The sequence below is a fragment of the Nostoc punctiforme PCC 73102 genome, from assembly GCF_000020025.1.
Lineage (GTDB): Bacteria > Cyanobacteriota > Cyanobacteriia > Cyanobacteriales > Nostocaceae > Nostoc > Nostoc punctiforme.
The window spans coordinates 4,072,282-4,095,124 of record NC_010628.1 but is presented as its reverse complement, the minus strand read 5'-3'; the positions used below and the strand labels follow the sequence as shown (position 1 = coordinate 4,095,124).

Annotated in this window: 13 protein-coding genes and 1 pseudogene; 9 read left to right on the top strand and 5 right to left on the bottom strand. The window is 40.6% G+C overall.

Translation table 11 applies throughout. The features are described 5' to 3' along the window. Nucleotides 1-120: 120 nt before the first annotated feature. Nucleotides 121-1,314: pseudogene (locus NPUN_RS16675) on the bottom strand (CHASE3 domain-containing protein); the annotation flags it as partial. A 264-nt stretch (nt 1,315-1,578) separates the two neighbouring features. Between NPUN_RS16675 and NPUN_RS16665 the strand changes: the two are divergent. From NPUN_RS16665 to NPUN_RS16645, 4 genes are all read left to right on the top strand, one after another. Beyond that, entirely contained in the window at nt 1,579-1,902 is a 324-nt protein-coding gene (locus tag NPUN_RS16665) for a YnfA family protein (RefSeq protein ID WP_012409708.1), read from the top strand. A gap of 597 nt (nt 1,903-2,499) precedes the next feature. Next, nucleotides 2,500-3,912: an ammonium transporter gene (locus tag NPUN_RS16660; protein WP_012409707.1), complete on the top strand. Its 1,413-nt coding sequence runs from the start codon at nt 2,500-2,502 to the stop codon at nt 3,910-3,912. Nucleotides 3,913-4,150: 238 nt separating this feature from the next. Beyond that, nucleotides 4,151-5,017 (top strand): SGNH/GDSL hydrolase family protein, encoded by an 867-nt coding sequence (locus tag NPUN_RS16650; protein WP_083782407.1) that lies wholly within the window; start codon nt 4,151-4,153, stop codon nt 5,015-5,017. A 115-nt stretch (nt 5,018-5,132) separates the two neighbouring features. Next, nucleotides 5,133-6,341, top strand: coding sequence for a 4-hydroxy-3-methylbut-2-enyl diphosphate reductase (locus NPUN_RS16645; protein ID WP_012409705.1), 1,209 nt, complete (start codon nt 5,133-5,135; stop codon nt 6,339-6,341). Between the two features lie 355 nt (nt 6,342-6,696). On the opposite strand, the gene NPUN_RS16640 is transcribed toward NPUN_RS16645, so the two are convergent. Beyond that, nucleotides 6,697-6,918 (bottom strand): hypothetical protein, encoded by a 222-nt coding sequence (locus tag NPUN_RS16640; RefSeq protein WP_012409704.1) that lies wholly within the window; start codon nt 6,916-6,918, stop codon nt 6,697-6,699. A 105-nt stretch (nt 6,919-7,023) separates the two neighbouring features. On the opposite strand from NPUN_RS16640, the gene NPUN_RS16635 reads away from it, so the two are divergent. Next, nucleotides 7,024-8,232, top strand: a complete 1,209-nt coding sequence (locus NPUN_RS16635) for a bifunctional cobalt-precorrin-7 (C(5))-methyltransferase/cobalt-precorrin-6B (C(15))-methyltransferase (protein ID WP_012409703.1) — start codon at nt 7,024-7,026, stop codon at nt 8,230-8,232. A 467-nt stretch (nt 8,233-8,699) separates the two neighbouring features. After that, nucleotides 8,700-8,960, top strand: a complete 261-nt coding sequence (locus NPUN_RS16630) for a DUF7219 family protein (RefSeq protein WP_012409702.1) — start codon at nt 8,700-8,702, stop codon at nt 8,958-8,960. Nucleotides 8,961-9,077: 117 nt separating this feature from the next. Here the strand turns inward: NPUN_RS16630 and NPUN_RS16625 are convergent, their stop codons facing one another. Continuing rightward, on the bottom strand, nt 9,078-14,756 hold the full coding sequence (locus NPUN_RS16625; protein ID WP_193372266.1) for an alpha-2-macroglobulin family protein: 5,679 nt from the start codon (nt 14,754-14,756) through the stop codon (nt 9,078-9,080). 535 nt (nt 14,757-15,291) lie between these two features. Here NPUN_RS16625 and pbpC point away from each other — a divergent pair. Next, nucleotides 15,292-17,652, top strand: a complete 2,361-nt coding sequence (gene pbpC / locus NPUN_RS16620) for a penicillin-binding protein 1C (RefSeq protein WP_012409700.1) — start codon at nt 15,292-15,294, stop codon at nt 17,650-17,652. Between the two features lie 274 nt (nt 17,653-17,926). On the opposite strand, the gene NPUN_RS16615 is transcribed toward pbpC, so the two are convergent. Then, nucleotides 17,927-19,531, bottom strand: coding sequence for a sensor histidine kinase (locus NPUN_RS16615; RefSeq protein ID WP_012409699.1), 1,605 nt, complete (start codon nt 19,529-19,531; stop codon nt 17,927-17,929). Nucleotides 19,532-20,056: 525 nt separating this feature from the next. Between NPUN_RS16615 and NPUN_RS16610 the strand changes: the two genes are divergently transcribed. Further along, nucleotides 20,057-20,836, top strand: a complete 780-nt coding sequence (locus NPUN_RS16610; protein WP_041566225.1) for a red chlorophyll catabolite reductase — start codon at nt 20,057-20,059, stop codon at nt 20,834-20,836. Nucleotides 20,837-20,946: 110 nt separating this feature from the next. Here the strand turns inward: NPUN_RS16610 and NPUN_RS16605 are convergent, their stop codons facing one another. Further along, on the bottom strand, nt 20,947-21,960 hold the full coding sequence (locus tag NPUN_RS16605) for an NmrA family NAD(P)-binding protein (protein ID WP_012409697.1): 1,014 nt from the start codon (nt 21,958-21,960) through the stop codon (nt 20,947-20,949). A 105-nt stretch (nt 21,961-22,065) separates the two neighbouring features. On the opposite strand from NPUN_RS16605, the gene NPUN_RS16600 reads away from it, so the two are divergent. Beyond that, nucleotides 22,066-22,827: a red chlorophyll catabolite reductase gene (locus tag NPUN_RS16600; RefSeq protein WP_012409696.1), complete on the top strand. Its 762-nt coding sequence runs from the start codon at nt 22,066-22,068 to the stop codon at nt 22,825-22,827. The last annotated feature ends 16 nt before the right edge of the window (nt 22,828-22,843 follow it).

Sequence of the window (22,843 nt, the reverse complement as noted above, 5' to 3'; positions counted from 1 at the left end):
AACTGTCTGTTCATCAACAACTAGCTCTTGTTTTGAGAGGATAACGCCTGTCCAATGCTCTAGAGTGGCAGCTAATTTTTCTTTAAACACTGGCTTACTCAGATAGTCATCCATTCCTGCTTGATTTAAGGTTTCTTCTGTCCTTTTGCGCTCTGTTACCTCACGATAAATGAAGTAGTAAACTACAGCAAGAACGATAAAACTTAGGCAAATAGCGATCGCAATTGTCACAGTTGTCTTGCGAGTCCAAGTTTGTGCTGTTTGTGAAAGTTGCTGCCGCTGCGCCCTTTCCTCATTCTCTATCTCATCGATCGCCTTGCGGATATCATCCATGAGATTTTGGCTTTTATTTGTCAGTAATACCTGCAACGCCGCTTCCGATCCCTTCTTTTGGCGTAAGTCGATAGTCTGGTTTAGTTCAGCAAGTTTAGCTGCAATCAAAAATTCAAGTGTTGCAATCTGCTTTTGTTGGTTTGGTTGATCTATCGTTAAGTTCTTTAGTTTGGCAATTTCCTGATTGACGTTGGCTAGTGATGCTTGATAGGGTTTTATATAAGTTTGTTTTCCAGTAATAATGTAACTACGTTGCCTAGTCTCTGCATCCTTTATTTGAGACAGTAGTTTTTCTAGACTGTTGAGCTTTTTATAAGCATTTTTTATGACACTGCGATTATTACTAGATACTGTTGTATTTTGATAAGAAATTACACCTATCAAAACCAAAATTACCGAAGCTAGACCAAAACCTGCTACAATCTTTTTGAAAAATTGTTTGCTTACCTTCTGTGCCTGTTTGCTTTTCTTGCTAACAAGTACCAAACTTGCTAAATTTCGGCGCAATTCCAATTGTTTGATGACTTGACGACCTAATGTTCGTAATGCCTCTATCTGATCTGGAGTAAGTTCTCGTGGTATGTAATCAATCACGCACAGAGTTCCTAGAGCATATCCTTCAGGGTTAGTCAGAGGTACACCAGCATAAAATCGAATATTTGGGTCAGATGTAACCAGTAGGTTGGTGGCAAACCTTTCGTCATCTGTTGCATCAGGCACAACAAAAACGTCAGGCTGTAAAATAGCATGGCTACAGAATGCTAAATCTCGATGTGTTTCTAGGGTATCTAAACCGACTCTTGACTTGAACCACTGGCGATTTGTATCAATTAAGCTAATTAAGGCAATAGGAGTCTGACAAATATACGAGGCTAAACGGGTGAGATCATCAAAGGCAGCTTCGGATGGGGTGTCAAGAATTTTATACTCCAAAAGTGTCTCGAATCTCTGTATTTCGTTATTAGGTAATGGTGCTTTCATCCTTACGCCTTATCTACATTCTGGGGGCTGGGGCAGAGGGCAGGGGGAGCAGGGGAGGCAGAGGGGCAGGGGAGGCAGGGGGAATTATTGAACAAATCTCTCGCTTGTCTTTTCTTCATGTTCAATGTCCAATGCCCAATGCCCACTACCTAATATCCAATGCCAATACCCAGATCAATAAACTTACTTCAATTAATGGCAATAGTTTAGTTAAAAGCGTTAGCGTAATTTCACTGAGTTCGACCTGATAAATGAATTTGTCAAATGATTAAGTCTCTGCTGTATTTTTTGTGGGCTGGTTTATTTGAAATTGGAGGCGGCTACTTAATCTGGTTGTGGTTGCGCGAAGGTAAGCCGTTCTGGTGGGGCATATTGGGGGGAATTGCTTTAGCTTTCTATGGGGTTATTGCAACTCTTCAATCAGCAAATTTTGGCAGAGTGTATGCTGCTTACGGTGGTGTATTTATCGCAATAGCAATGTTTTGGGGTTGGAAGGTTGACGGTGTAATTCCAGACCGCTACGACCTCATAGGAGCATGTTTAGCTTTAGTGAGTGTTCTAATTATCATGTTTGCACCCAGACCTTAAGTAGAACTTCTAGATTAATAAATTTTTTAATACCCGCTTTTCAGAGACTGACAAAAAATAAATTATCCAAAATTATTTATACATTTGTTTGGATAGCACATCTGTGCTATCTGGAGATGGGATGTTTCTTTTGCTGGAATCCCCTAAACACATAATAAGCTGACCAAAAATTGCCAAGGTTTTTTAATAACCAGCCGAAGATAAGCAAGAATCTGTATATCTCCCGCATAAATGCGTAGAGATAAAGAGAATTCATGATAAATTTGTACAAATTTTCTGAAAATTGATAATTATTATCAATTTTTACAAGTATCTTGTTTTGTAACAGTAAGTAACTAAAAATTTGGAGTTTTGTAGCGCTTGCATAAAATGCTATCCTGCACAAAAAGATGCAATCATTGCATCGTTACACTCTTGTTTCCATTTTGGCAACTACAATCCGGATTATATTTTTGTTAACATTTCCACAAAATTAAAGTTAAGTAACTTTTAAGACAAAAATGTCTAGCTAAAAGTAATCAAATGTAGTTAAGGATACAAATCGTTGGTGCTTAGGAAGAAAAAGAAGTGTTGAAGAAAGTTGTGATGATTGGGGCTATGACCCTACTGTTTTTGGCAGGACCGCTAATGGGTAATGCTTTTGCCCAAACACCAGTTGCTGTACCAGCTGCTGATACTGGAGACACAGCATTTATGCTGATTTCAGCAGCATTAGTGCTGCTAATGACACCAGGATTGGCGTTTTTCTATGGTGGATTTGTGCGATCGCGCAATATCCTAAACACATTGATGATGAGCTTTGTCTTGATGGCGATCGTGGGAGTTACCTGGATTCTCTGGGGTTATAGTCTTTCTTTTGCACCAGGGTTGCCATTCATTGGTGGGTTGCAATGGTTTGGGTTGAACGGTGTTGGTTTAGAGACTCAAGGCTACTTGCCACATCTGCCTTATGAAGATGCGCTCAAAGCAGCAGACCCCAAATATGCTGATGTAGTCTCTTATGCCGGAACGATTCCCCACCAGGCATTCACGATTTATCAAGCCATGTTTGCCATTATCACCCCAGCTTTAATTTCTGGGGCACTCGTTGAGCGGATGAGTTTCCGCGCCTATTCGCTGTTTGTGCTGCTTTGGTCAACCTTTGTTTACGCCCCTCTAGCCCACATGGTATGGGCGAAAGGTGGATTCTTGGGTTTAGCTGGTGGATTAGGTGCCCTCGACTTTGCAGGTGGCACAGTAGTTCATATTAGTTCTGGCGTTTCAGCGCTAGTAGCTGCGATCGTCCTTGGCCCTCGGAAAACCCATCCCGATCGCCTTAGTCCGCCACACAATGTTCCTTTTATTTTGCTGGGTGCTGGCTTGCTCTGGTTTGGTTGGTTCGGTTTCAACGCTGGGAGTGCCCTATCTGTTGCTAGTGGAACTTCTGGTAACTTAACAACAAATTTAGCAACAACAGCCTTTGTTGCCACCAATACAGCGGCGGCGGCGGCGGCTTTAATGTGGCTAATTTTGGAAGCAGTTTTACGGGGTAAACCGACAGCTGTGGGAGCAGCTACAGGAGCCGTTGCTGGTTTAGTAGGGATCACTCCCGCCGCCGGATTTGTGACACCGCTATCAGCGATTTTAATTGGTTTCATCACCGCCTTTGTTTGCTTCTATGCTGTAAGTTTCAAGCATAAGCTGCAAATCGACGATGCTTTAGATACCTATCCCGTGCATGGCGTTGGTGGTACAGTGGGGGCAATTTTAACAGCCATCTTTGCCACAACTCAAGTCAACGGCGGAGGTAAAGACGGAGTGCTACGTGGTAATTTTGGTGAATTGGGAGTTGAACTAATAGCAATCGCCGTTGCTTACGCGATCGCAGGTGTTGGTACGTGGATTATTCTCAAAGTTATCGATGCTACAGTCGGTCTGCGTGTTAAAGAAGAAGCAGAATTGCAAGGTTTGGATATCAACGAACACGGCGAAGAGGGTTACAACTCTGAGTTTGGCGATCGTCCGACTTAGTTAGTAGGAAGTGGGCATTGGGAATTGGGCATGAATAAGAGACAAGGTAGACAAGGAAGAGGGGGGAGACAAGGGAGAGATTCATTCAATAATTCCCCCTTGTCTCCCTCTGCCCCCTACCTCCCCTGCTCCCCTGCTCTCTCTGCCCCTCCCATTCCCCACTCCCAATTTAAGATTGTGTAATTTGCGATCGCTAGCGTTAAAATTTGATTCAAATAATTGGTAAATTTCGCTAGTCGTGTCTACTTCTGCAAAAACCTTTCCTATCTGGGCATTTTTCTCGCTGTTAACTAACGGCATCCTAATGTTGGCGGTCATTCTGCTAATTTGGCAACAGCAGAAATTGGCCGCTTTTTTTGGGATAGTTACATCCCCAGAACAAATTAACCTGAACAACTCAACCCAAATTGCTACACCTGATTTGGGTCGTCGTCACCAACTCACTTACCAAGAGTGGGTAGAAATTCTCAAGCAAGAAGCCAAGGTCGCTGCCGACCAACGTCCTCCGCATTTAACTATCCTGGCGGGAGATTCTCTGAGTTTATGGTTTCCCCCTGAGTTATTACCCGAAGGTAAAACTTGGCTCAATCAAGGAATCTCTGGCGAAACCAGTAATGGACTCTTAAATAGGTTGAAGATATTTGACCGCACCCAGCCAGAGGTAATTTTTGTGATGATTGGCATTAATGACCTAATTCGGGGGATGAGCAACGAGGAAATTTTAGATAATCAGCGACAAATTATCAATTACCTCCGAAAGACGCATCCTACCGCGCAAATTGTTGTGCAATCGATTTTGCCACATGGGGCAGAGGAAGCAAGCTGGAAAGGACGAGATAAACTTCTAGCTGTTGCCAATAGTCGCATTCAGGAGTTGAATCAGCAACTGCAAAGCATATCTACCAAAAAAGGTGTCAAATATCTTGATTTATATCCCCTGTTCACCAACAAACAAGGAAATCTCCGCCGCGAATTTACTACTGATGGCTTACATTTAAGTCCCGAAGGCTATATAGTTTGGCGTTCTGCATTGCAGATTTATGGCGAAATCGAATTAAAATCCCAGCAAGAAGAAGATGGGAAAAGGTTAAAGGTTAAAGGGTAAAGGCATTAAATCCTTTTCCCTTTCCCCTCTCTGATAATATTTTTGAATACAACTCTGTATAAATCGCGGCTTGGCGCGAGAAAATAAAAAATAGTGGTTGAAATAGACAAATCTAATGGATACAAAAGCTTTTAAGCGCAGCCTGCAACATTCCGAAAATTACAATCGCAAAGGGTTTGGTCATCAAGCAGAAGTTGCCACCCAGTTGCAGTCTGAGTATCAGAGTAATTTGATTCAAGAAATCCGCGATCGCAATTACATTCTGCAACGGGGTGATGTGACGATCCGACTGGCACAAGCCTTTGGGTTTTGCTGGGGTGTAGAAAGGGCTGTGGCCATGGCTTACGAAACCCGTCAGCACTTCCCCACAGAACACATCTGGATTACTAACGAGATTATCCACAACCCTTCTGTAAATCAGCGAATGCAGGAGATGGAAGTAGAATTCATCCCCATTGAAGGAAAGAATAAAGACTTTTCTGTTGTTGGCACTGGTGATGTAGTGATATTGCCCGCTTTTGGGGCTAGCGTTCAAGAAATGCAGATCCTTCACGATAAAGGCTGCAAAATTGTTGATACAACTTGCCCTTGGGTATCTAAAGTTTGGAATACAGTAGAAAAGCACAAAAAAATAGATTATACATCAATAATTCACGGTAAATATAAGCACGAAGAAACAGTCGCTACTAGTTCATTTGCTGGCAAGTATTTGATTGTGTTGAACTTGCAAGAAGCGCAATATGTTGCTGACTATATTATCAATGGTGGAAATCGTGAAGAATTTCTGACAAAATTTGCTAAAGCTTGTTCAGCAGGATTTGACCCCGATCGTGATTTAGAAAGAGTTGGCATTGCTAACCAGACTACGATGCTTAAAGACGAAACTGAGCAAATCGGGAAACTTTTTGAGCGGACTATGTTGCAGAAGTATAGTCCTATCGAGTTAAATCAGCATTTTCAAAGCTTCAATACCATCTGTGATGCCACCCAAGAACGGCAAGATGCAATGTTGGAATTAGTGGAGCATAACTTAAATTTAATGGTAGTAATTGGTGGATTTAATTCATCAAATACTACTCAATTACAACAAATTGCTTTTGAGCGGAGAATTCCCTCTTATCACATTGATACTGTTGAACGGATTAAATCAGGAGATTCTATAGAACATCGACAATTAAATGGGCAATTAATAACTACAGAAAACTGGTTGCCAGACGGTGAAATTGTCGTGGGAATTACTTCTGGTGCTTCTACACCAGATAAGGTGGTAGAAGATGTGATTGAGAAGATTTTTGCTGTGAAAGCAACAGCAGCGCTGGTATAAAAGGGACTGGGGACTGGGGACTGAGGAGTTATTATTTTCCCTATCTCCTCATCTCCCCATCTCCATTTGTAATTGTCGAGAAAGTTACAAAATCAGTTAAAGAATAAAGCAGCAATATTCTTATTAAATCAGCGCCTCATACTCATCATGTAGCCCAATCCAGATGCAGTAATAATCCTCGCCGTTCTTAAGTGCTAGTGCGCGAGATCCACCACTAATCCTGACTGATCGCAAATCATTTCCTACTTTTTTAAAATGCAAAGACGGATGAAATTGATTATTAATCCAAAGAGGATACGCCTTTCTAGCTTGCTCTTTAACTTCAGGTGAAAGTACAGCATAAGAGCGTCAAAAATCAGGGGTTGTTAAGGATTTCATCTAACGGTTTCACCCGATTAGCTTTAATATCTGCTTTTGCACGCTGGATTAACCGATCCAATTGACCCAATTTTGTATCTGTTTCAATTTGCTTATCCCAAGCATCATTGAGATATTCTTGAAGCCAGTTTGATAAATCCCGCATTTCACCTTCAGACAGTTGCATAATAGCAGCTTCTATTTCTGGGAGCGAGTTCATCCTGTTATCCTCAATCCAGCACTATGAACTATATCCTACCAAAATTGACGGAATAATTCAGAATTAGAATTAGCGTCAAATCTTAATTATTAATCATGAATTAGCATGACAGAGAAATGGCTTTCTATCGTGGGCATTGGGGAAGATGGATTACAGGGGTTAAGTGCTATCGCTCGTTCTCTAGTCGATCGAGCTAAAGTAATTGTCGGAGGCGATCGCCATTTAGCAATGCTCCCTACAGACGATCAACGTGAAAAAATAGTCTGGACATCCCCCATTAGCATTTCTGTAGACGAAATCATTCAGCGTCGCGGTCAGTCAATCTGCGTACTCGCAAGCGGCGATCCGATGTGTTACGGCATTGGTGTCACCTTAATGCGGCGAATTCCCGTTTCTGAAATGACGATTATCCCCGCACCTTCAGCTTTCAGCCTCGCCTGTGCCAGGATGGGATGGTCTTTAACTGAGGTGGAAACCTTGAGTTTGAATGGTCGTCCATCCTCCCTACTCCAGTCTTACATTTACCCAAAAGCACGGTTGTTGATTTTGAGTGGAGGGAAGGACACACCCGCCATTGTTGCGAAAATTTTGACAAATCGCGGCTATGGTGGCAGCGAAATTACCGTCTTGGAGCGTATGGGCGGTACTCATGAAAGAATTGTGGAAGGTACGGCTGCATCTTGGAGTGAAACTGAAGTTGCGGCTTTGAATGCGATCGCAGTTTATTGTATTGCTGATGCTGGGGTTATCCCATTACCAAGATTACCAGGGCTACCAGATAACGCTTATCACCACGATGGACAGTTAACGAAGCGTGAGGTTAGGGCAATCACCCTAGCAGCTTTAGCACCCACACCGGGACAATTGTTGTGGGATGTTGGCGCGGGTTGCGGTTCAATTTCTATCGAATGGATGCGGAGTAATGCTCGATGTCGAGCGATCGCGATCGAACAAAATTCTTCTAGACTACTTTATATTGCCGATAATGCCGCCACTCTCGGTACTCCAAATGTGCAAATCATTGAAGGTAAAGCGCCCCATGCACTGAAAGATTTGCCAGCACCAGATGCTATTTTTATTGGTGGTGGGGTGACAGCAACAGGACTTTTTGATGTTTGCTGGGAAGCACTGCGTCCGGGTGGGCGTTTGGTAGCAAATGTGGTGACGGTAGAGGGCGAGCAAACTTTATTTCAATGGCATGAACGAGTCGGTGGCGATTTAACTCGTGTTGCCATTCAACGGACGGAACCTATTGGTAAATTTTTGGGCTGGCGGGCAATGGCACCTGTAACGCAATGGGTAGTTGTAAAATAATAAGATTTGTATAATATCTGAAAATGTGCCAGCTAAATCCTAATACGGTTCAGTTAGGGTTAACCCAATACTTCTCGGGTTTTGGGGAAAAGGGGAAGGTAAAAGGGAAAGAAAAACCTTTAACCCAAACCCAGTACCCTTTCCCCTAAACCCGATTCCGAGTTAAAAATGCACAAAGCTAGAAGTATTGAGGGTTAACCCAGAGGACACAGAGAGAAGGGAAAAATGCTTAATCTAGACCCACTGATTGCAATGCTATTAACAGAACCTGGTATAGTCTACACTTAATGTCCATGATTGGAAAAGCTTACTATAATCACAGCTAATAAATAGCTACTTGCTGTATACTTAATTTTGTGTTCCCTTTTAGACTGGCTCATCGTTCACAATAATCGCGGCAATTTCTTCATTGAAGCCATCTTTGTTGTGATTATCGTTGGTAAAAGTCACTTATTGGGGGTGAAATAATGGACGAGACTAATCTTGACGACAAAAACAAATTTCTTTACCCTCGTAGTCGCTATTACGGTCAAGTTAAGCCAGAGAATTTAGTATTTAATGCCAACCTTCAAGAATTTGCTCAAAAAGTTGGCTACATTACCAATCTAGAAACATCTGGAAAGATTGAGCCAGAAGATGCTTACAAACAAATTAAAGCACTTTGGAAACAGTTGAAGCGTAGTAAGAAAGCATTGTTCATTGATGAGGAACCCTCAGAGAAATCCTGAAATTAATCCCATTCCAGGCAATTGTGGTTTCCAGTAAATAACGACAACATTTGATTGTACTTAATTGCAGTAAAAGTTGTGCCTAGGCGTAGCTCAACCTAGGCATTCTCATACTTACTACTTCGCATCCTCCAATATCAATGTAGACTCAGCAGTACGCCCAAATTCTTCTGGTGCATATTGTAGGTGAACTTCTGCACCAGGCCAGGAAAAGGTACCAGGGGTGACAGAACGGACTAGGTAATGCAGACTATAAACTCCTGGTTCCAGGTGGTCGGCATAGGCGATAATGCGATCGCGGTAGATATTTCTAAAGCCAAGTTCCCAATTATCGGCTTTTGCTTGTAATGCAGCTGTGGTAGTTTGAAAACTTGCATCTACCGCCTCAAAGCCTGCTGGTAAAGGATCTTTAATTACTATATGATCCGCGGGGCGATCGGCGATGATTTCTAAACCAATATCAAACACCTGTCCAGAAGTTAAAGTCAAGGGTTTATCGAAAGCATAAATACCTGTTTTTTGTAAAACTTTCTCTTCATTTACTTGACTAATTTCTCGTGTTATGCGTAAACCGTTAAACCTGCCTTGTTGATTTCCTTGCAAGCGATAATTATAAGCAACCAGATAGTGTAAAGTGCCATTACCTGCTTTTTGCAGCGTTAAATCATTACGCCCACGAGGTAATAGATTCATTGGCACAATTAGTTGTAAGCTAGGATTTTTGTAACCTTCAAAGCGATTCTCTCCTAACTTATTACCAGCTAATTGCACAGTGGCAACAAAATTCGGCGGTGTGGGTTGCAGTTGACTATAATCTACCAAAGCTGTTAGTGCTTGGGCATTATTATAGTTAGTTTGCCATGTACCATCCCGGCGCAGTGCGAGAAGGCTTTGGAATAACTTATCTATAACTTCGGGTTTGCTTTGCTTGGCAATAAATAAGCGTAAAGCTTGCGCTTGCGTCGTCGTAGATGAACTCATCCATCCCCAACTGCTGGGTAAACTCACAACTGCTGTGCGGCCAGTTTCATAGATATTCTGTTGCAGCTTGTTGACTAATTGTTGAGATTCATCTTGCCATTCTGGGAATTGAGATAAATATCGCGCTAGTTTAATTTGAGTTACTAAATCAAAATTATTGCGCTGTTCATAAATATCTGCAAGAAAAGTATTGCGTTTATCTCCTAAATCTGATAAAGCGATTAAACTATTAATTTGCAGTTGCCTTTTACAGAGTAGTTGTTTGCAAAAATCGTATTCTCCAGGATTCGCTAGAACTTTTTGCAGATAAGTTTTGAGGCGAGATAGCATTCCAGAATCGACTAAATTAGGGAATACCTTACTAGCTTTAGCCAAAGATTCACCCGCATAAGCAGAAACCCAAGGGTCAGATTTTTCTTGTCCGGGGAAAGCAGCAAAACCACCATCGGCTATTTGAAGTTTTTGTAATTGTTCGATTGCTAAATTAGCTTGTTGGCTAGGATTAAATTCTGCAAAAGTTGGACCATATTTTTGGGAGATAGTTTGCAAATTAGCCGCAATCATTAATTGACTTGCAGCAGGTTCTGTAAACGGCAAATCATTATCTTTTAAAACCTGCTTTGCTGGTGCTTGAATCTCCGGTATCAAAGTACTCGCTAACTGAATATCTAAACCTCCCGCATCAGGGAAGGTATTTTTATCAACATTCAGGGGAATTTTCACCTGTTTTTCAGTGACACCAGTTTCAACGACTTGTTCTGTAATTTCAACTGGCTTAATTTCCAAAGGTAATTCAAAAGCATCTGCGGCTGTACCATTTAGCTGAGTGGTAAAGCGAACCTTACCAACTCCGACGCTATCCGCCACCATTGGAAAGCGATAAGCATGGGTTGCAGATTCAGCTTTGGTTTGCAAAGCAGTAGTTGTGGGGTTTTTGTCAGCAAACTTCACAGTACCGCTAAGTTCGCCATTAATTGAGAGATTTCCTGTATTTCCGGTGTTGTTGGTGACGGATAAACCAGCGAGAATGCGATCGCCTGGACGGGCAAACTGTGGCAAGATGGCATTAGTTAGCAGTGGTTTTGTGGTGATAAACGTCGCGTCCCCATTGCCGAAACGCAGATTTCCATCGGTGGCTACAGCCATCACCCGCCATGTAGTTAAGTCATCCGGGAGTTTAAAGGTTATCTGTGCATTACCATTTGCATCAGTGAGAACAGAAGCGTTGTAGTAAGCTAAGGCTTTAAAATCGGTGCGAGTGCGAGTATTCGCTGCACCAGTTGAGAAACCACCACCATAACCCCAACCTTTTGGTTTAGCTACATCTTGCGGTTGTAAGATGACATCCGCGCGATTATCGTTAAAGCGGGTAGATATTGTCTGTTCTGCATAAACTGTATCCACCAAATCTGGCGGACGATAACCAGAAAGTTGTAACACCGCTTCATTTACCACCATGACTGTAAACTGTCCTTTGGTGGGATTACCTTGATTATCCTTCAGTTCTAGTTGTACTGTTTCTTCTGCACCAGGTTCTAATGATGCTTGCACTGGCTTAACTTGCAGTTTTAAATACTTATCTTCTAAGTTAACTTTAAAAGGTGTAAAACCAATCTTCACCAAGTTATCTAAAGTTCCTACTTCCACTTGGCTGATGGGTTTACCTTGTCTTACTAATACAGCTTCAATGGCTGCATTTGGTAGCATTTCTGGTGTAACTTGAAACTGAATTTGTGGTGCGCTTCCTTGAACCTTGGTAATTTGCTGATAAAGGGGTTTGTCTTTAATCACCGCAAAGTACAATTCTGCATCTGGATAGGGAGATTGAATTAGTACAGTAGCAGTTTCACCAGGTTTAAACTCTTGTTTATCTAATTTTAGTTCTAAGACATCTTTTTCTTTAGAACCCCAAAATACTGGGTTTTGTCCAGTTGCCCAAATTTGTAAATCTGTGGCACTTAATTCATTTTTTGCATCACTAAAATTCACTCTAATCCGGTATGAACCAGATTCCGGTGCTGTCAAACTTACCGATTGGGGATTGCTAGCAGATGTAATTTCTACTTGTCCCACTGTTTTATATTCAACTTGATTTTTTGCCGTTCGGCTACCTTCAACTAATTGAGTGACACTACTGTATTTAATCTCTTGTAATTCCAGGCGCACTCGTTGACCTGTTATCGGTTTTCCTGTAGGGTCGGTAACAACTACATCAATAGGAAAAGCCTTACCAGCATCAGTAATGAAATTACTTTTTAACCCAATTAGACGATTACTAGGTAAGGCTATAAAAGTTTTGGAATTCGCTACAGACAGATTAGAAACATCTGCAACTTGCACATCTACTTGGTAAGTCATGGGATACGGTAAATCTTTAGCCACACTTACCGTTTGACTATTTTTCCCATTAGCATCTAGTTGGGTATTATTTTGCAACACATCACTAGAGATACTAGGAGATTCTTCTGGCCATAACCACTGCCGACCAAAAGTAAATTCGTCCCAACCTTTGGGAATAAAATTAGCTTGTTGACGAGTAATAAAGTATTTTACTTCTCCACCTTCTACAGGCGCACCAAATAAATAGTTGCTTGTTGCATTAATATCAACTTTATCGTCTATATAAGCAAATTCTTTATCTAAGTTCAGTTCGACTTTAAAGTTCGGTGGCTTAAACTCAGCCACCCGAAATTCACCAGAAAGTTCTTGTCCATTTTTACCCTTAGCCTGGATTGTATGGTAGCCTAAGCGCTGAGTAGTTTTAATTGGCAATTCTAGAGAAAACGTACCAAATTCATTTGTAGTTTGTGTACCTAAGTTAGTCTTTTGTCCATCAGGATTTACTAAAGTCAATTGGTAAACGGCATTTTTATCTTGTTGGATTTTGCCATTTTGCAAGAAGCCAGCAAAACCAGTAAACCAAGCTTTTTCACCTGGTTGATATAACTGTCTGTCTGAGAAAATTACCCCGCGTGATTCTGGCTTACTATCTTGCCAACCTGCATCAATACCGTAGCCATAAACGCCGCTATATTCTTCAGTTCTAGCGAATGCCCAATCTTGATTTTCACGGGCAATTACTAATAATTGTGGTGATTTACTAGAACTTTCATTGCCAGAATAACATGCCTGTAATCCTTCACGAATAATTCTAAAAATTCCATTTTCATCAGTTTTACCCGTTGCACAAGATATCGGTTCGGGGCGAGATTTTGCTTGTAATTTTGATTGATAAATTTCCACAGCCGCCGCTTGAACTGGCGAACCATCTGTCAGATGATTGACGCGAATTAAGCCTGAATCAGGAAACCACTGAGTAAATACGCCCAAATTCGTCAATTCAACTAAGCCATAAGTGGTAGGTTCTCGCCACAGTTCCTTTCCATTTTCCTGATATTTATTAGTACGGGCTTGCACTCCATAAGCTAACATTCCTGTGGCTGCACTTATTTTTTCCCGCAGAGGAACAGCAATATCGACTGATTGGTTTTTCTGACCCGATACCTTAAAGCTTTGCCAATCAGAAGGTTGTGGTAATAAATCATTACTATTATTAAAATAAACTAAATCTGTTGGTTTAACTGCTCGATAAGCTGCTTTATATTTAGATTCTGGTAGATTTCCGGTAGTAATATTTAGCTGTAAATTTTTATCTGTGGGGAAAATATTCAAATCTGATGGCACCCAGATATCCCCGGCTAAATCTCCAGTATCATATTTAAGTGTTACAGGTTTACCCAAAGTTTGCCCAAACTTATCTTTGAGATTTCCGCCAATAGTAATTGTATAAGTTTTAGCTGGTTCTAGTGCATAAGGATTGATGCCGACAATTTTATCTTCATCATTTATTTGGATGATTCTCGAAATGTCTTTTGGTGCTGGATTAATCGTAATACTTTCTTTAGCTGAATCTGGCAGTAAAACGTTATTAAATTCTAGTTGGGGACTGCCTTTAATAAATCTTCCAAAAGTTCCACCTGAATCTGGCTGTCCGTAAAAGTTGATTTTCTGGAATGCTAAAGGTGAATAAGTTACTAACTTACTGGCAAATTCTTTCTCTGTAGGGAGATTGCCATAAGCAGGACGTATTCCGGGAGAAAAGACTAGGCGATAAGGAGTTGCCTTTTCGAGATTTTGCTGTGGGATGAGATTATAAATCCAATTGCGGGCTGAAGGGTCAAATTTTTCTAAAGGGTCTTCTTCATTTTTTACTGGTTTTTCTTCTTTATTTAATTCGACTTTGAAGCCTACACCTTTATTTTTTCCTTCAGGAATTAACTGTAATTTTTCTTGTACGGAAGCTAAATTTAATTCTACGTTGGAAGTAAACTGTAGCTTTTCTTGTAAATCAATGGGTTCAATATCAGCCTTCTCAATAGGATTGACACCAGGTAAATTAGTCAGTTTGATAGATTCGGTATTGAAAGTCCAAGGTAAATCTTTATCTAGGCGATGATTTTTTAAATCAGCTAAACCTGCTTTGAGAGTGACTTGAAATCTTGTCGCTATTGGCAATGCTTTCTCAGCTTGAAATCCCACCATACGCGGTGTTAAAAAGCGAAATTGACCGGGTAAAGGCGGCCAAAGGGCAAATTTTTCTAATATTTTCTGTTGTTCCGGACTATCAAGACTTTCAACTGGGATTAAAGCTTCTTTAAAACGGATGCGAATTTGGTTGAGAGGTTTTGCATCGCCAATAGGACTAATTTGTTCAATCCAGTCTGGTAATTTTGGTGGTGTAAGTGGGGATACTGCTGGCAGTTGTTCTTTACTTGAGTTGATACCAAAAAAATTACACCCTGTCATTGCTAGCATGAATGTAAAGAGAAGAAGAAACTGTATCCTTCTCTTCTGGCGTGAGGAATGGCTAATTTTTTTTAACGTAGACGCTTCTCTACGAGACGCTACGCGAACGGCTTGCCGCAGGCTACCGCTAAGTATGCCAAGAACGCTAAGTAAGAAATATAGAATTTTATTGTGTAAACGGTGTAAAAATCTGATAATCATATTTTTAATAATTCAAAATAAAAAATTTACAACTTATAGCTAACAAAACTTTGCATACCTTCTTGAGTTGGCAATGCCAAAACAAATAAAGGATGCTATCTGACTATTTTTTACCTAGAGTTTGGATTTAACTATGTTTATTTACATAGATAACTAATTCTATGTGATTGTTCCTAAAAATCACTACAATTCTTAACTATGAATCAGTATTTAACTTCTGCAAATATTAATTTACATCTGCTAAGTGATTTCAAATAAATTATTAAGGATTTGACATATTTACTGATATCAATGTAATCGCTGCGTCAAAATTAAGGTAGGTTTTCTTGACAGGGATTCCCTGATGAAACTAATTTTACGATCGCTACTCCAAATTAAACACAGTAGCAAATTTATCCTAGCTGTGCTGGTAATCTGCCTGATTATACGCTTATTACCGTATTTTGCGCCCGTTCGAGCCGCAGATATTGCCCAAAATCAACTGGCAATGCAATTTAGCGATCGCAATGGTTTACCATTAGGAACATTGCTCACCCGTGACCAAGAACATACATCAGTCGTACCGCTAAATCAAGTTTCGCCCCAGTTTATCCATGCTATTTTAGCCGCCGAGGATGGCAGCTTTTACCATCACGGCGCGTTGGATATGAAAGCTGTTATCCGCGCCAGCAAAGAAGCTATCCACGCGAAACGAATTGTTTCCGGCGCTTCCACTATTACTATGCAACTGTCACGGATGTTAGATCCCGTCCCCCGCAGCTTTTCTGGTAAACTGCAAGAGATTTGGCTATCTTGGCGGTTAACAGCAGGGATGAATAAAGATGAAATTCTCTCTGCATATATTAATCGGCTACCAATGGGCGGGAATATATATGGTGTGGAAGCAGCCGCGCAGACTTATTTTTCCATCCCAGCGAGTGAGTTAAATCTTGCTCAAGCTAGTTTGTTGGCTGCTATCCCCAATAATCCCACATATTTTAATCCTTATGAACATTGGGAACGGTTGAAGCAGCGACAAAAATACGTCCTCAATCGTATGGTAGAGGAAAAATATATTAGTGGAGCGATCGCAGCAGCCCGAACACAAACCGAAAAAGTTGTGTTTCAGTCTCGCCCACGAGGAATTATCGCCGCACCACACTTTTTATTTTGGTTAGCCAATCAAATCCCCCCAACTCCTCTTGAAAAGCAAGGCTGGGGAGATAAATCCGTTATTCGCACAACTATAAATCGCCCTTTACAGCAGTTTGTAGAAGCACAGGTGCAGCAGGTGATTTCTTCCCTAGCCGCTAATAATGTTCATGATGCAGCTGCGTTGGTAATTGACAACCACACTGGTGAGGTATTGGCTTATGTCGGTTCGCCTGATTACTTTAATCAAGCAAAACTAGGACGCAATGATGGAGTGCAAGCGCTACGTCAACCTGGTTCTACCCTCAAGCCTTTTGTTTATGAATTAGCTTTAGAAAAAAGTTTAATTCGCCCAAATACCATTTTGGCAGATGTTCCCGCCCGTTATGCAATTCCCGGCGCGAGACTTTACAGCCCAACCGATTACACGGAACGCTTTCTTGGCCCTGTGCGGGTGCGAATCGCCTTAGCAAATTCGTTGAATGTACCCGCAGTCAGGGTTTTAGAAAAAGTAGGTGTGCAGACTTTTTTAGAACGATTGCATCAACTTGGGTTTGAAAATCTCAATCAAACCCCAGAACATTACGGTTTAGGGTTAACTCTCGGTAGCGGCGAAGTCAGTTTATGGGAACTAGCTAGAGCTTACGTTACTATGGCACGACTTGGAGAGTCTATCCCTTTAGTAAGCACATTTTCTGATTCTCCAATCCAAAATTCAAGTTGCGCTGAAAGCGCACCAAATATGCGATGTAATATCCAAAATTCAACGACGATATGGCAATTAATTACTAACATACTCAGTGATAATCATGCTCGTGCCACAGCATTTGGTGTAAACTCTGTGTTAAATTTACCCTTTCCTGTTGCCGTTAAAACTGGCACTTCTTCCAATTTTCGTGATACTTGGACAGTTGGCTTCACTACTGATTACACCGTCGCTACTTGGGTAGGCAATTTCAATGGCGAACCGATGCGACAAGTTTCAGGTGTGACAGGGGCTGCACCCTTGTGGAATCGGATTATGTTACACCTGCACGAACATCAAGAACCAGCAGCTTTTCCACCTCCAGAAGGTTTAATACAATTACCTATTTGTGCAATTTCGGGATTACGGCCGACATCAGATTGTACCTCAGTTGTGCAGGAATATTTCTATCCAGAAGATAAAATTGCCTACGAAGGTAACAATCAATTTAACTTACCACCAGAGTATAACGAGTGGTTGGCAAAACAACAGCAATCGAGTCTTGTTTCTACCAATTTGAGAATTTTGTCCCCGCATCATGGCGACTTATTTTTACTGTATCCAGGTGAAGAAACGAAGCAAAAACTCGAATTTAAGCTAGCGGGAAATAAATCTGCACCTGTTGAATGGTGGCTCAATGGTGAAAAGTTAGATACAAATTCAGCTAATTCTTTATTTTGGAATTTACGTCCTGGTAAGTGGACTTTGGAAGCAAGAAGCGGTGAAATGAATGACAAGGTAAGTTTTCAGGTGAAATTAGCTAATATTAAACCCACGCGTCGAGGATTTTCTATTAGTAATTCTCAGGTAAAGGGGAATCACCCATAATTATAATAGTAAGGGAATGCAGTGCTAGAAAGCATTGATTAAAAAAGGCAGGGATTACCTGCCTAGTTCCGTTAAACGGTTTGATGAGTAAACTATTGCAGATCGGATTGACAAAGCTATTGCAATATTATGTCAAAGCTGTGACTACAAATAATATATCTTTTCGAGTGACAATTTAAGTTAGACCATTAGCATAGAGTTATGAATATTCCAGAAATATAGGGGACAGATTAATACGGTTCATTGAGCTAAACGAAAGAATTTATATATTTGCTTACCGCGTCTGCTTGATAGGAATCTCAATCACAAACTCTGTACCCTTACCTGATGCAGAAATACAGTTGATTTTTCCCTTGTGCTTATCTACTATAATCTGGTAACTAATAGATAATCCTAGTCCAGTGCCTTTACCTACAGGTTTAGTAGTAAAAAAAGGGTCAAATAATCTAGTTTTAACTTCCTCTGTTATTCCTGGCCCATTATCTTTAATACTAATAATTACATACTCTTCATTCTTCACTTGAGTATAGACAATAATAGAACTCAGATGTTTTTTAACCTTTCCTATTAAATACTCTCCTTTCTGTTCATACAAAGCATCAATAGCATTACTAAATATATTCATAAACACCTGATTTAATCCTCCTACATAACATTCAACAAGGGGCAAATTACCATAATTTTTGATTATTTCAATTTCTTGCTGTTTATGATTTTCTTTAAGACGATGCTGTAAAATTAATAGTGTGCTATTAATTCCTTCATGAATATCAACAGATTTCATTTCTGCTTCATCAAGACGCGAGAAGTTCCGCAAAGTTAGCACAATCTCACAAATGCGCTCAGTACCAACTTCCATTGACGATAATATTTTTGGCATATCATCAATAATAAACTCTAAATCTATCTCATCAATCAGAGTAGTTATTTCTGGGTTGTAATTAAAATTCTCTTGTTTATACAGCTTAATTAAAGTTAGTAATTGCTGACTATATTCTTTAAGATGTATCAGATTACCATGAATAAAATTAACTGGATTATTGATTTCATGAGCAACACCAGCAACTAACTGGCCTAATGAGGACATTTTTTCAGTTTGAATAAGTTGTACTTGAGTGTATTGCAATTCTTGTAGTGTCTGTTGTAGTTGAAGATTTTTATATTCTAATTTTGCCGTTCTCTCTGCCACTTGCATTTCCAACCTACAATTCGTTTCTTCTAAGGCAGCTTGAGCAATTTTTTTAGCTTTTAAATATTGCTGCAATAAATTCAATACTAAAAGCCATGCCGGAATCAGCAGTACTAAACTTATAATAGATTCTAAAACTGCCCAAAATATTTTTGTATAATATTCATCAATCTTCTGCTGTAACTGAAGTGATATATTACGGTTTCTTTTGGCAACACCATCAGCATAAATACGCTTCTGAGTTTCATATTCTCTGCTAGAAAGTAGTAGTTGTGCCGCCCCTTTTTGATCTTTCTTCACTAAATCAAAAGATTGATATTCCATTGTAACCAAAAGCTGATTAGCAGCATCAATTTTTTGGGCATCCTCATTTTGATATGCTTTAGGAGCCAGCTTAATAGATTCTTTAATAGCAATATCAAGTTTAGGCTCAAATTGACGATATCGTTGTTCCCAAGCAGAGTTACCTGTAGCAGCATTCATCCGGGCTGACATTGTTAAAACTTCATCAAAATAAGTAATTTTATCACTCAGTGTTTGTAGTTTAAATTCATTTTTAATAATACTATTGAAATTATAATATGCTTGCCAATTTAGAAAAACTTGAGGGATAAACAAGAATAATGTCAGCAGGACTGTTACAGTTACTAATTGAGAAGAAACAAATCTAAGTTTGTAAAGCAGGCGCATTTTATACTATTTTCTTAGATACATTATAATTGCACATTCCTAAATCTAACACTTTTTTAAATATGATTTAGCCAGTATTAATACGGAATAAATCTATTGATAATCCTATGTTGACATGTTTGTATATAAATATAACGATAATGGCATAGAATATTTTTTAAATGGAAGGAGAATAGACTATAAGAAGTGGTTTTAATTTCTGTTCGCGCAACGTGGCGTAGCCATACTAATTTAGCTTAGAAGATAAAAGGCAACGGGAAATAAGGCTCTTTTCGTGGTACTGAGTTTTTTCAAAAATTAAATATAATTCCTGTATCTATTTGAAAATACTCATCTAAATTAAGAGCCAGTTGAGAAATCATCGGTTAATACAGATTGCTGCAATAGCTGTATTATGTCTAGTTGATGAACTGTTTACCACAGTCCTGAATTCGATGAATGGGTTGCTCGATATGAGCAAAGAGCTAGATGCCGAAGAGTGTCAAACTAAATATAAAGTTTATAGAAAAACCGCAAACTCAAACTATGACTCAGCAACCAAGCGATCTAGACAATAAGGCTGTATTTGAGCAGTTGTGGGGAATTACAAAAGAACTACACCAAAAACTAGAGGCTCGTTTCCAGTTACATCCAGACCCTTCTGTAGAAGGTTTACAGCAATACAGCAGTCTCGATAGCAAGATGAAGGGTTCGCTCACAGCTTTTTCCGGGAAAGAAATTGATTGGTTAGTTCATTCGTGGCTAGGAAACCCCGAAAAATCAAACTTTAGCACGATGCGTCTCACCACTTGGTTGAAGTCGCATATTCAGGTTCCTCATTTAGCCTTTGAGTTTGGCACGTTACCAAATATTTTCTTTTATATAGATTACATCCCCCGAACTGAGCTTTTAACCGATTTGGCATATCTCGATCGCTACTATGAGCCAGTTAATCAAACATTCTTAAAGTTGCAAGACGATTCGCGCTTAAAGGCATTTACTAGCAAAAGCGCCTATATTCGCTTATTTCAATCGCCTGCTAGCTTGTGCTACACCAGCGCACCCACCTTGGAAACTCTCGAACTGATTCGCACACTTGCACACGAAACCCTCGATCGCTGGCTAACTTGGGTAGATACAGCTGAACCAGTGTCAGAAGATGCACGGGAAGCTTTGGCAGCTCGTGATTTGGCGCTGCGCCGTAGCAGTGCTGAACGCGATCCAGGTAATAAATTTGCCGCACAGATGTTTGGTTCTGAGTTGACAGATAAACTTGTGCGATCGCTCTGGGGAGGTGTAGGCATAGACGACCCTAGGCATGGTTAAAAAAATTTGGACACAGCAGGGCAGATAATATTGATAATCTCAACTCATTCCGGCTTAATCAGTTGCTCAGAGCAACTGGTTAAAGGTAAGCAAACTTTTGCCACAGTGTACTAATGCGATCGCAGACTCTCATAGGTAAGTTCCGCATTTGACCAGTGAGTTTCTGCCAAAAATTCACTAAATGTTGTTAGAAGTCCAGGAAACTCTTCTCGTAAACGCTGGACATCGGCTTGATAACCTTTTTTGCGATACCACTGAATCAAATCGAACAGTTCTTTTTGCAGCAAGAGTAAGAAAATCCAAGCAGGTGTCTCTTTATGGACAACTTTTAGCCCCTGCGCTTGGGAGAATGCCTCTGCCATCTGTTTTGGAGTCAGCACATCGCCAGCTAGCTCAATTTCTTGACCAATATACTTGGTGGGATGTTTAATTACGTAGGCAGCAACGCGGCCCATATCCTTGGTTGTAATTAGATGAAGGGGTTTATCTGGCTGAATTGAAAACGGAAAACTACCTTTGATAATAGAAGGTCGCGTGTACTTCTTCCAAAACTCCTCCATAAACAAGCAGGCTCGCAACATAGTAGTAGGTAAGCCCGCTTCTTTGAGAATTTCCTCTACTTGATACTTTTGCTCAATGCGAGGGATTCCGGAATTCCTATCCGCCCCACCTGCGGAATTGTAGACAAAGTGCTTAATTTCAGCTTGTTTGGCAGCTTGTGCAACTCGCCTTGCTCTCTCCACCTCTAGCGGGTCAATTTTAGCGGAGTCCGCAGAAGTGGCGTGGCAGTAAACAGCCGAAATTCCTGCAAAGGCTGCTATGAGAGAAGTTTTATCGTCGAGGTTGGCTTTTACCAGTTCAACTCCGGCATTGTTGAGCTTTGCAAGAGTTGGACGATTAAGATCAATTTCTCTAGTGATGACTCGCAGGTTGGTAACTCCCTGTTCGAGAAATCCCTTAACGACATTTCCACCTGTGCCGCCAGTAACTCCGATGAGTAAAACTTTATCGGTGTTTGACTCTGTGCGATCGCGGAAATTTGACATTCTCTCTTCTACCCGAAGTTCTTGATTTAAATTAAGTTTATCCAAAGACAGGAGAAGCAAACAATAATTCCACGCCATTTACAGTTGTTTTGGCTCAGTGAAAGAATTCTGGCAGAAGCTAGATGCTGGTTTTTTGCTTTTATATTATGTTTGTTTGCATTCTGATCTAAAAGGGTACAAACAGTGCTTGAGCAGAAAATTAATGTAGACAATACAGCCTTATTTGAGCAGTTGTGGGGTTGGACAAATGAACTCCGTGAGAAAATAGACGCTCGTTTTGAATTACATTCAGATCCGTCTACCGAGAATTTTAAAAAATACTCTGCCTTGATTGGAGAAGCGCACGGCTCGGTCAATACCTTCTCTGGTCCAGAAATTGATTGGCTTGTGCATTCATGGTTACGCGAACCTAAATCTGGCTTTTGCAATATGCACCTAACTGTTTGGCTCAAGTCGCAGATTCATGTTCCTCATTTGGCTATTGTCTTTGCCACGGTTCCAGAACTGTTCTTTTTTATAGATTACGTCTCTCGCACCGATCTATTCACTGACCTCGACTATTTGGATCGTTACTACGAACCTGTGAACCAGACATATCTGGCGTTCCTGAAAGATTCACGTTTTCAGCAGTATATTAGCAAAACGCTGTATATCCGTCAGGTACAATCTCATACTAGTTTGTGTTACACCAGTCCAGTTACAGAAGAGACACTTGCTCGCATCCACACGCTAGCGCATGAGATGATAGATCGTTGGCTAGGTTGGGTAGATGAAGCTGAACCAGTAGCAGAATCAGAACGGGATGCTTTATCTGAGCGTGACTTATTTGTGCGCCGTACTGTTGCAGAACGCGACCCAGACAACCAAATTGCTGTGCGGCTATTTGGGGCAGAAATGACGGATAAATTAGTGCGATCGCTCTGGGGTGGCGATCGTATTCTATAAGGTAGTAAAAAAATTT

Bases quoted from the DNA above. Each gene is read 5' to 3' on its own strand.
- NPUN_RS16645 (WP_012409705.1), top strand. From the start codon at position 5,133: ATGGATACAAAAGCTTTTAAGCGCAGCCTGCAACATTCCGAAAATTAC.
- NPUN_RS16610 (WP_041566225.1), top strand. From the start codon at position 20,057: ATGACTCAGCAACCAAGCGATCTAGACAATAAGGCTGTATTTGAGCAG.
- NPUN_RS16615 (WP_012409699.1), bottom strand. From the start codon at position 19,531: ATGCGCCTGCTTTACAAACTTAGATTTGTTTCTTCTCAATTAGTAACT.
- NPUN_RS16640 (WP_012409704.1), bottom strand. From the start codon at position 6,918: ATGAACTCGCTCCCAGAAATAGAAGCTGCTATTATGCAACTGTCTGAA.
- pbpC (WP_012409700.1), top strand. From the start codon at position 15,292: ATGAAACTAATTTTACGATCGCTACTCCAAATTAAACACAGTAGCAAA.
- NPUN_RS16630 (WP_012409702.1), top strand. From the start codon at position 8,700: ATGGACGAGACTAATCTTGACGACAAAAACAAATTTCTTTACCCTCGT.
- NPUN_RS16635 (WP_012409703.1), top strand. From the start codon at position 7,024: ATGACAGAGAAATGGCTTTCTATCGTGGGCATTGGGGAAGATGGATTA.
- NPUN_RS16660 (WP_012409707.1), top strand. From the start codon at position 2,500: ATGACCCTACTGTTTTTGGCAGGACCGCTAATGGGTAATGCTTTTGCC.
- NPUN_RS16605 (WP_012409697.1), bottom strand. From the start codon at position 21,960: ATGGCGTGGAATTATTGTTTGCTTCTCCTGTCTTTGGATAAACTTAAT.
- NPUN_RS16665 (WP_012409708.1), top strand. From the start codon at position 1,579: ATGATTAAGTCTCTGCTGTATTTTTTGTGGGCTGGTTTATTTGAAATT.
- NPUN_RS16625 (WP_193372266.1), bottom strand. From the start codon at position 14,756: ATGCTAGCAATGACAGGGTGTAATTTTTTTGGTATCAACTCAAGTAAA.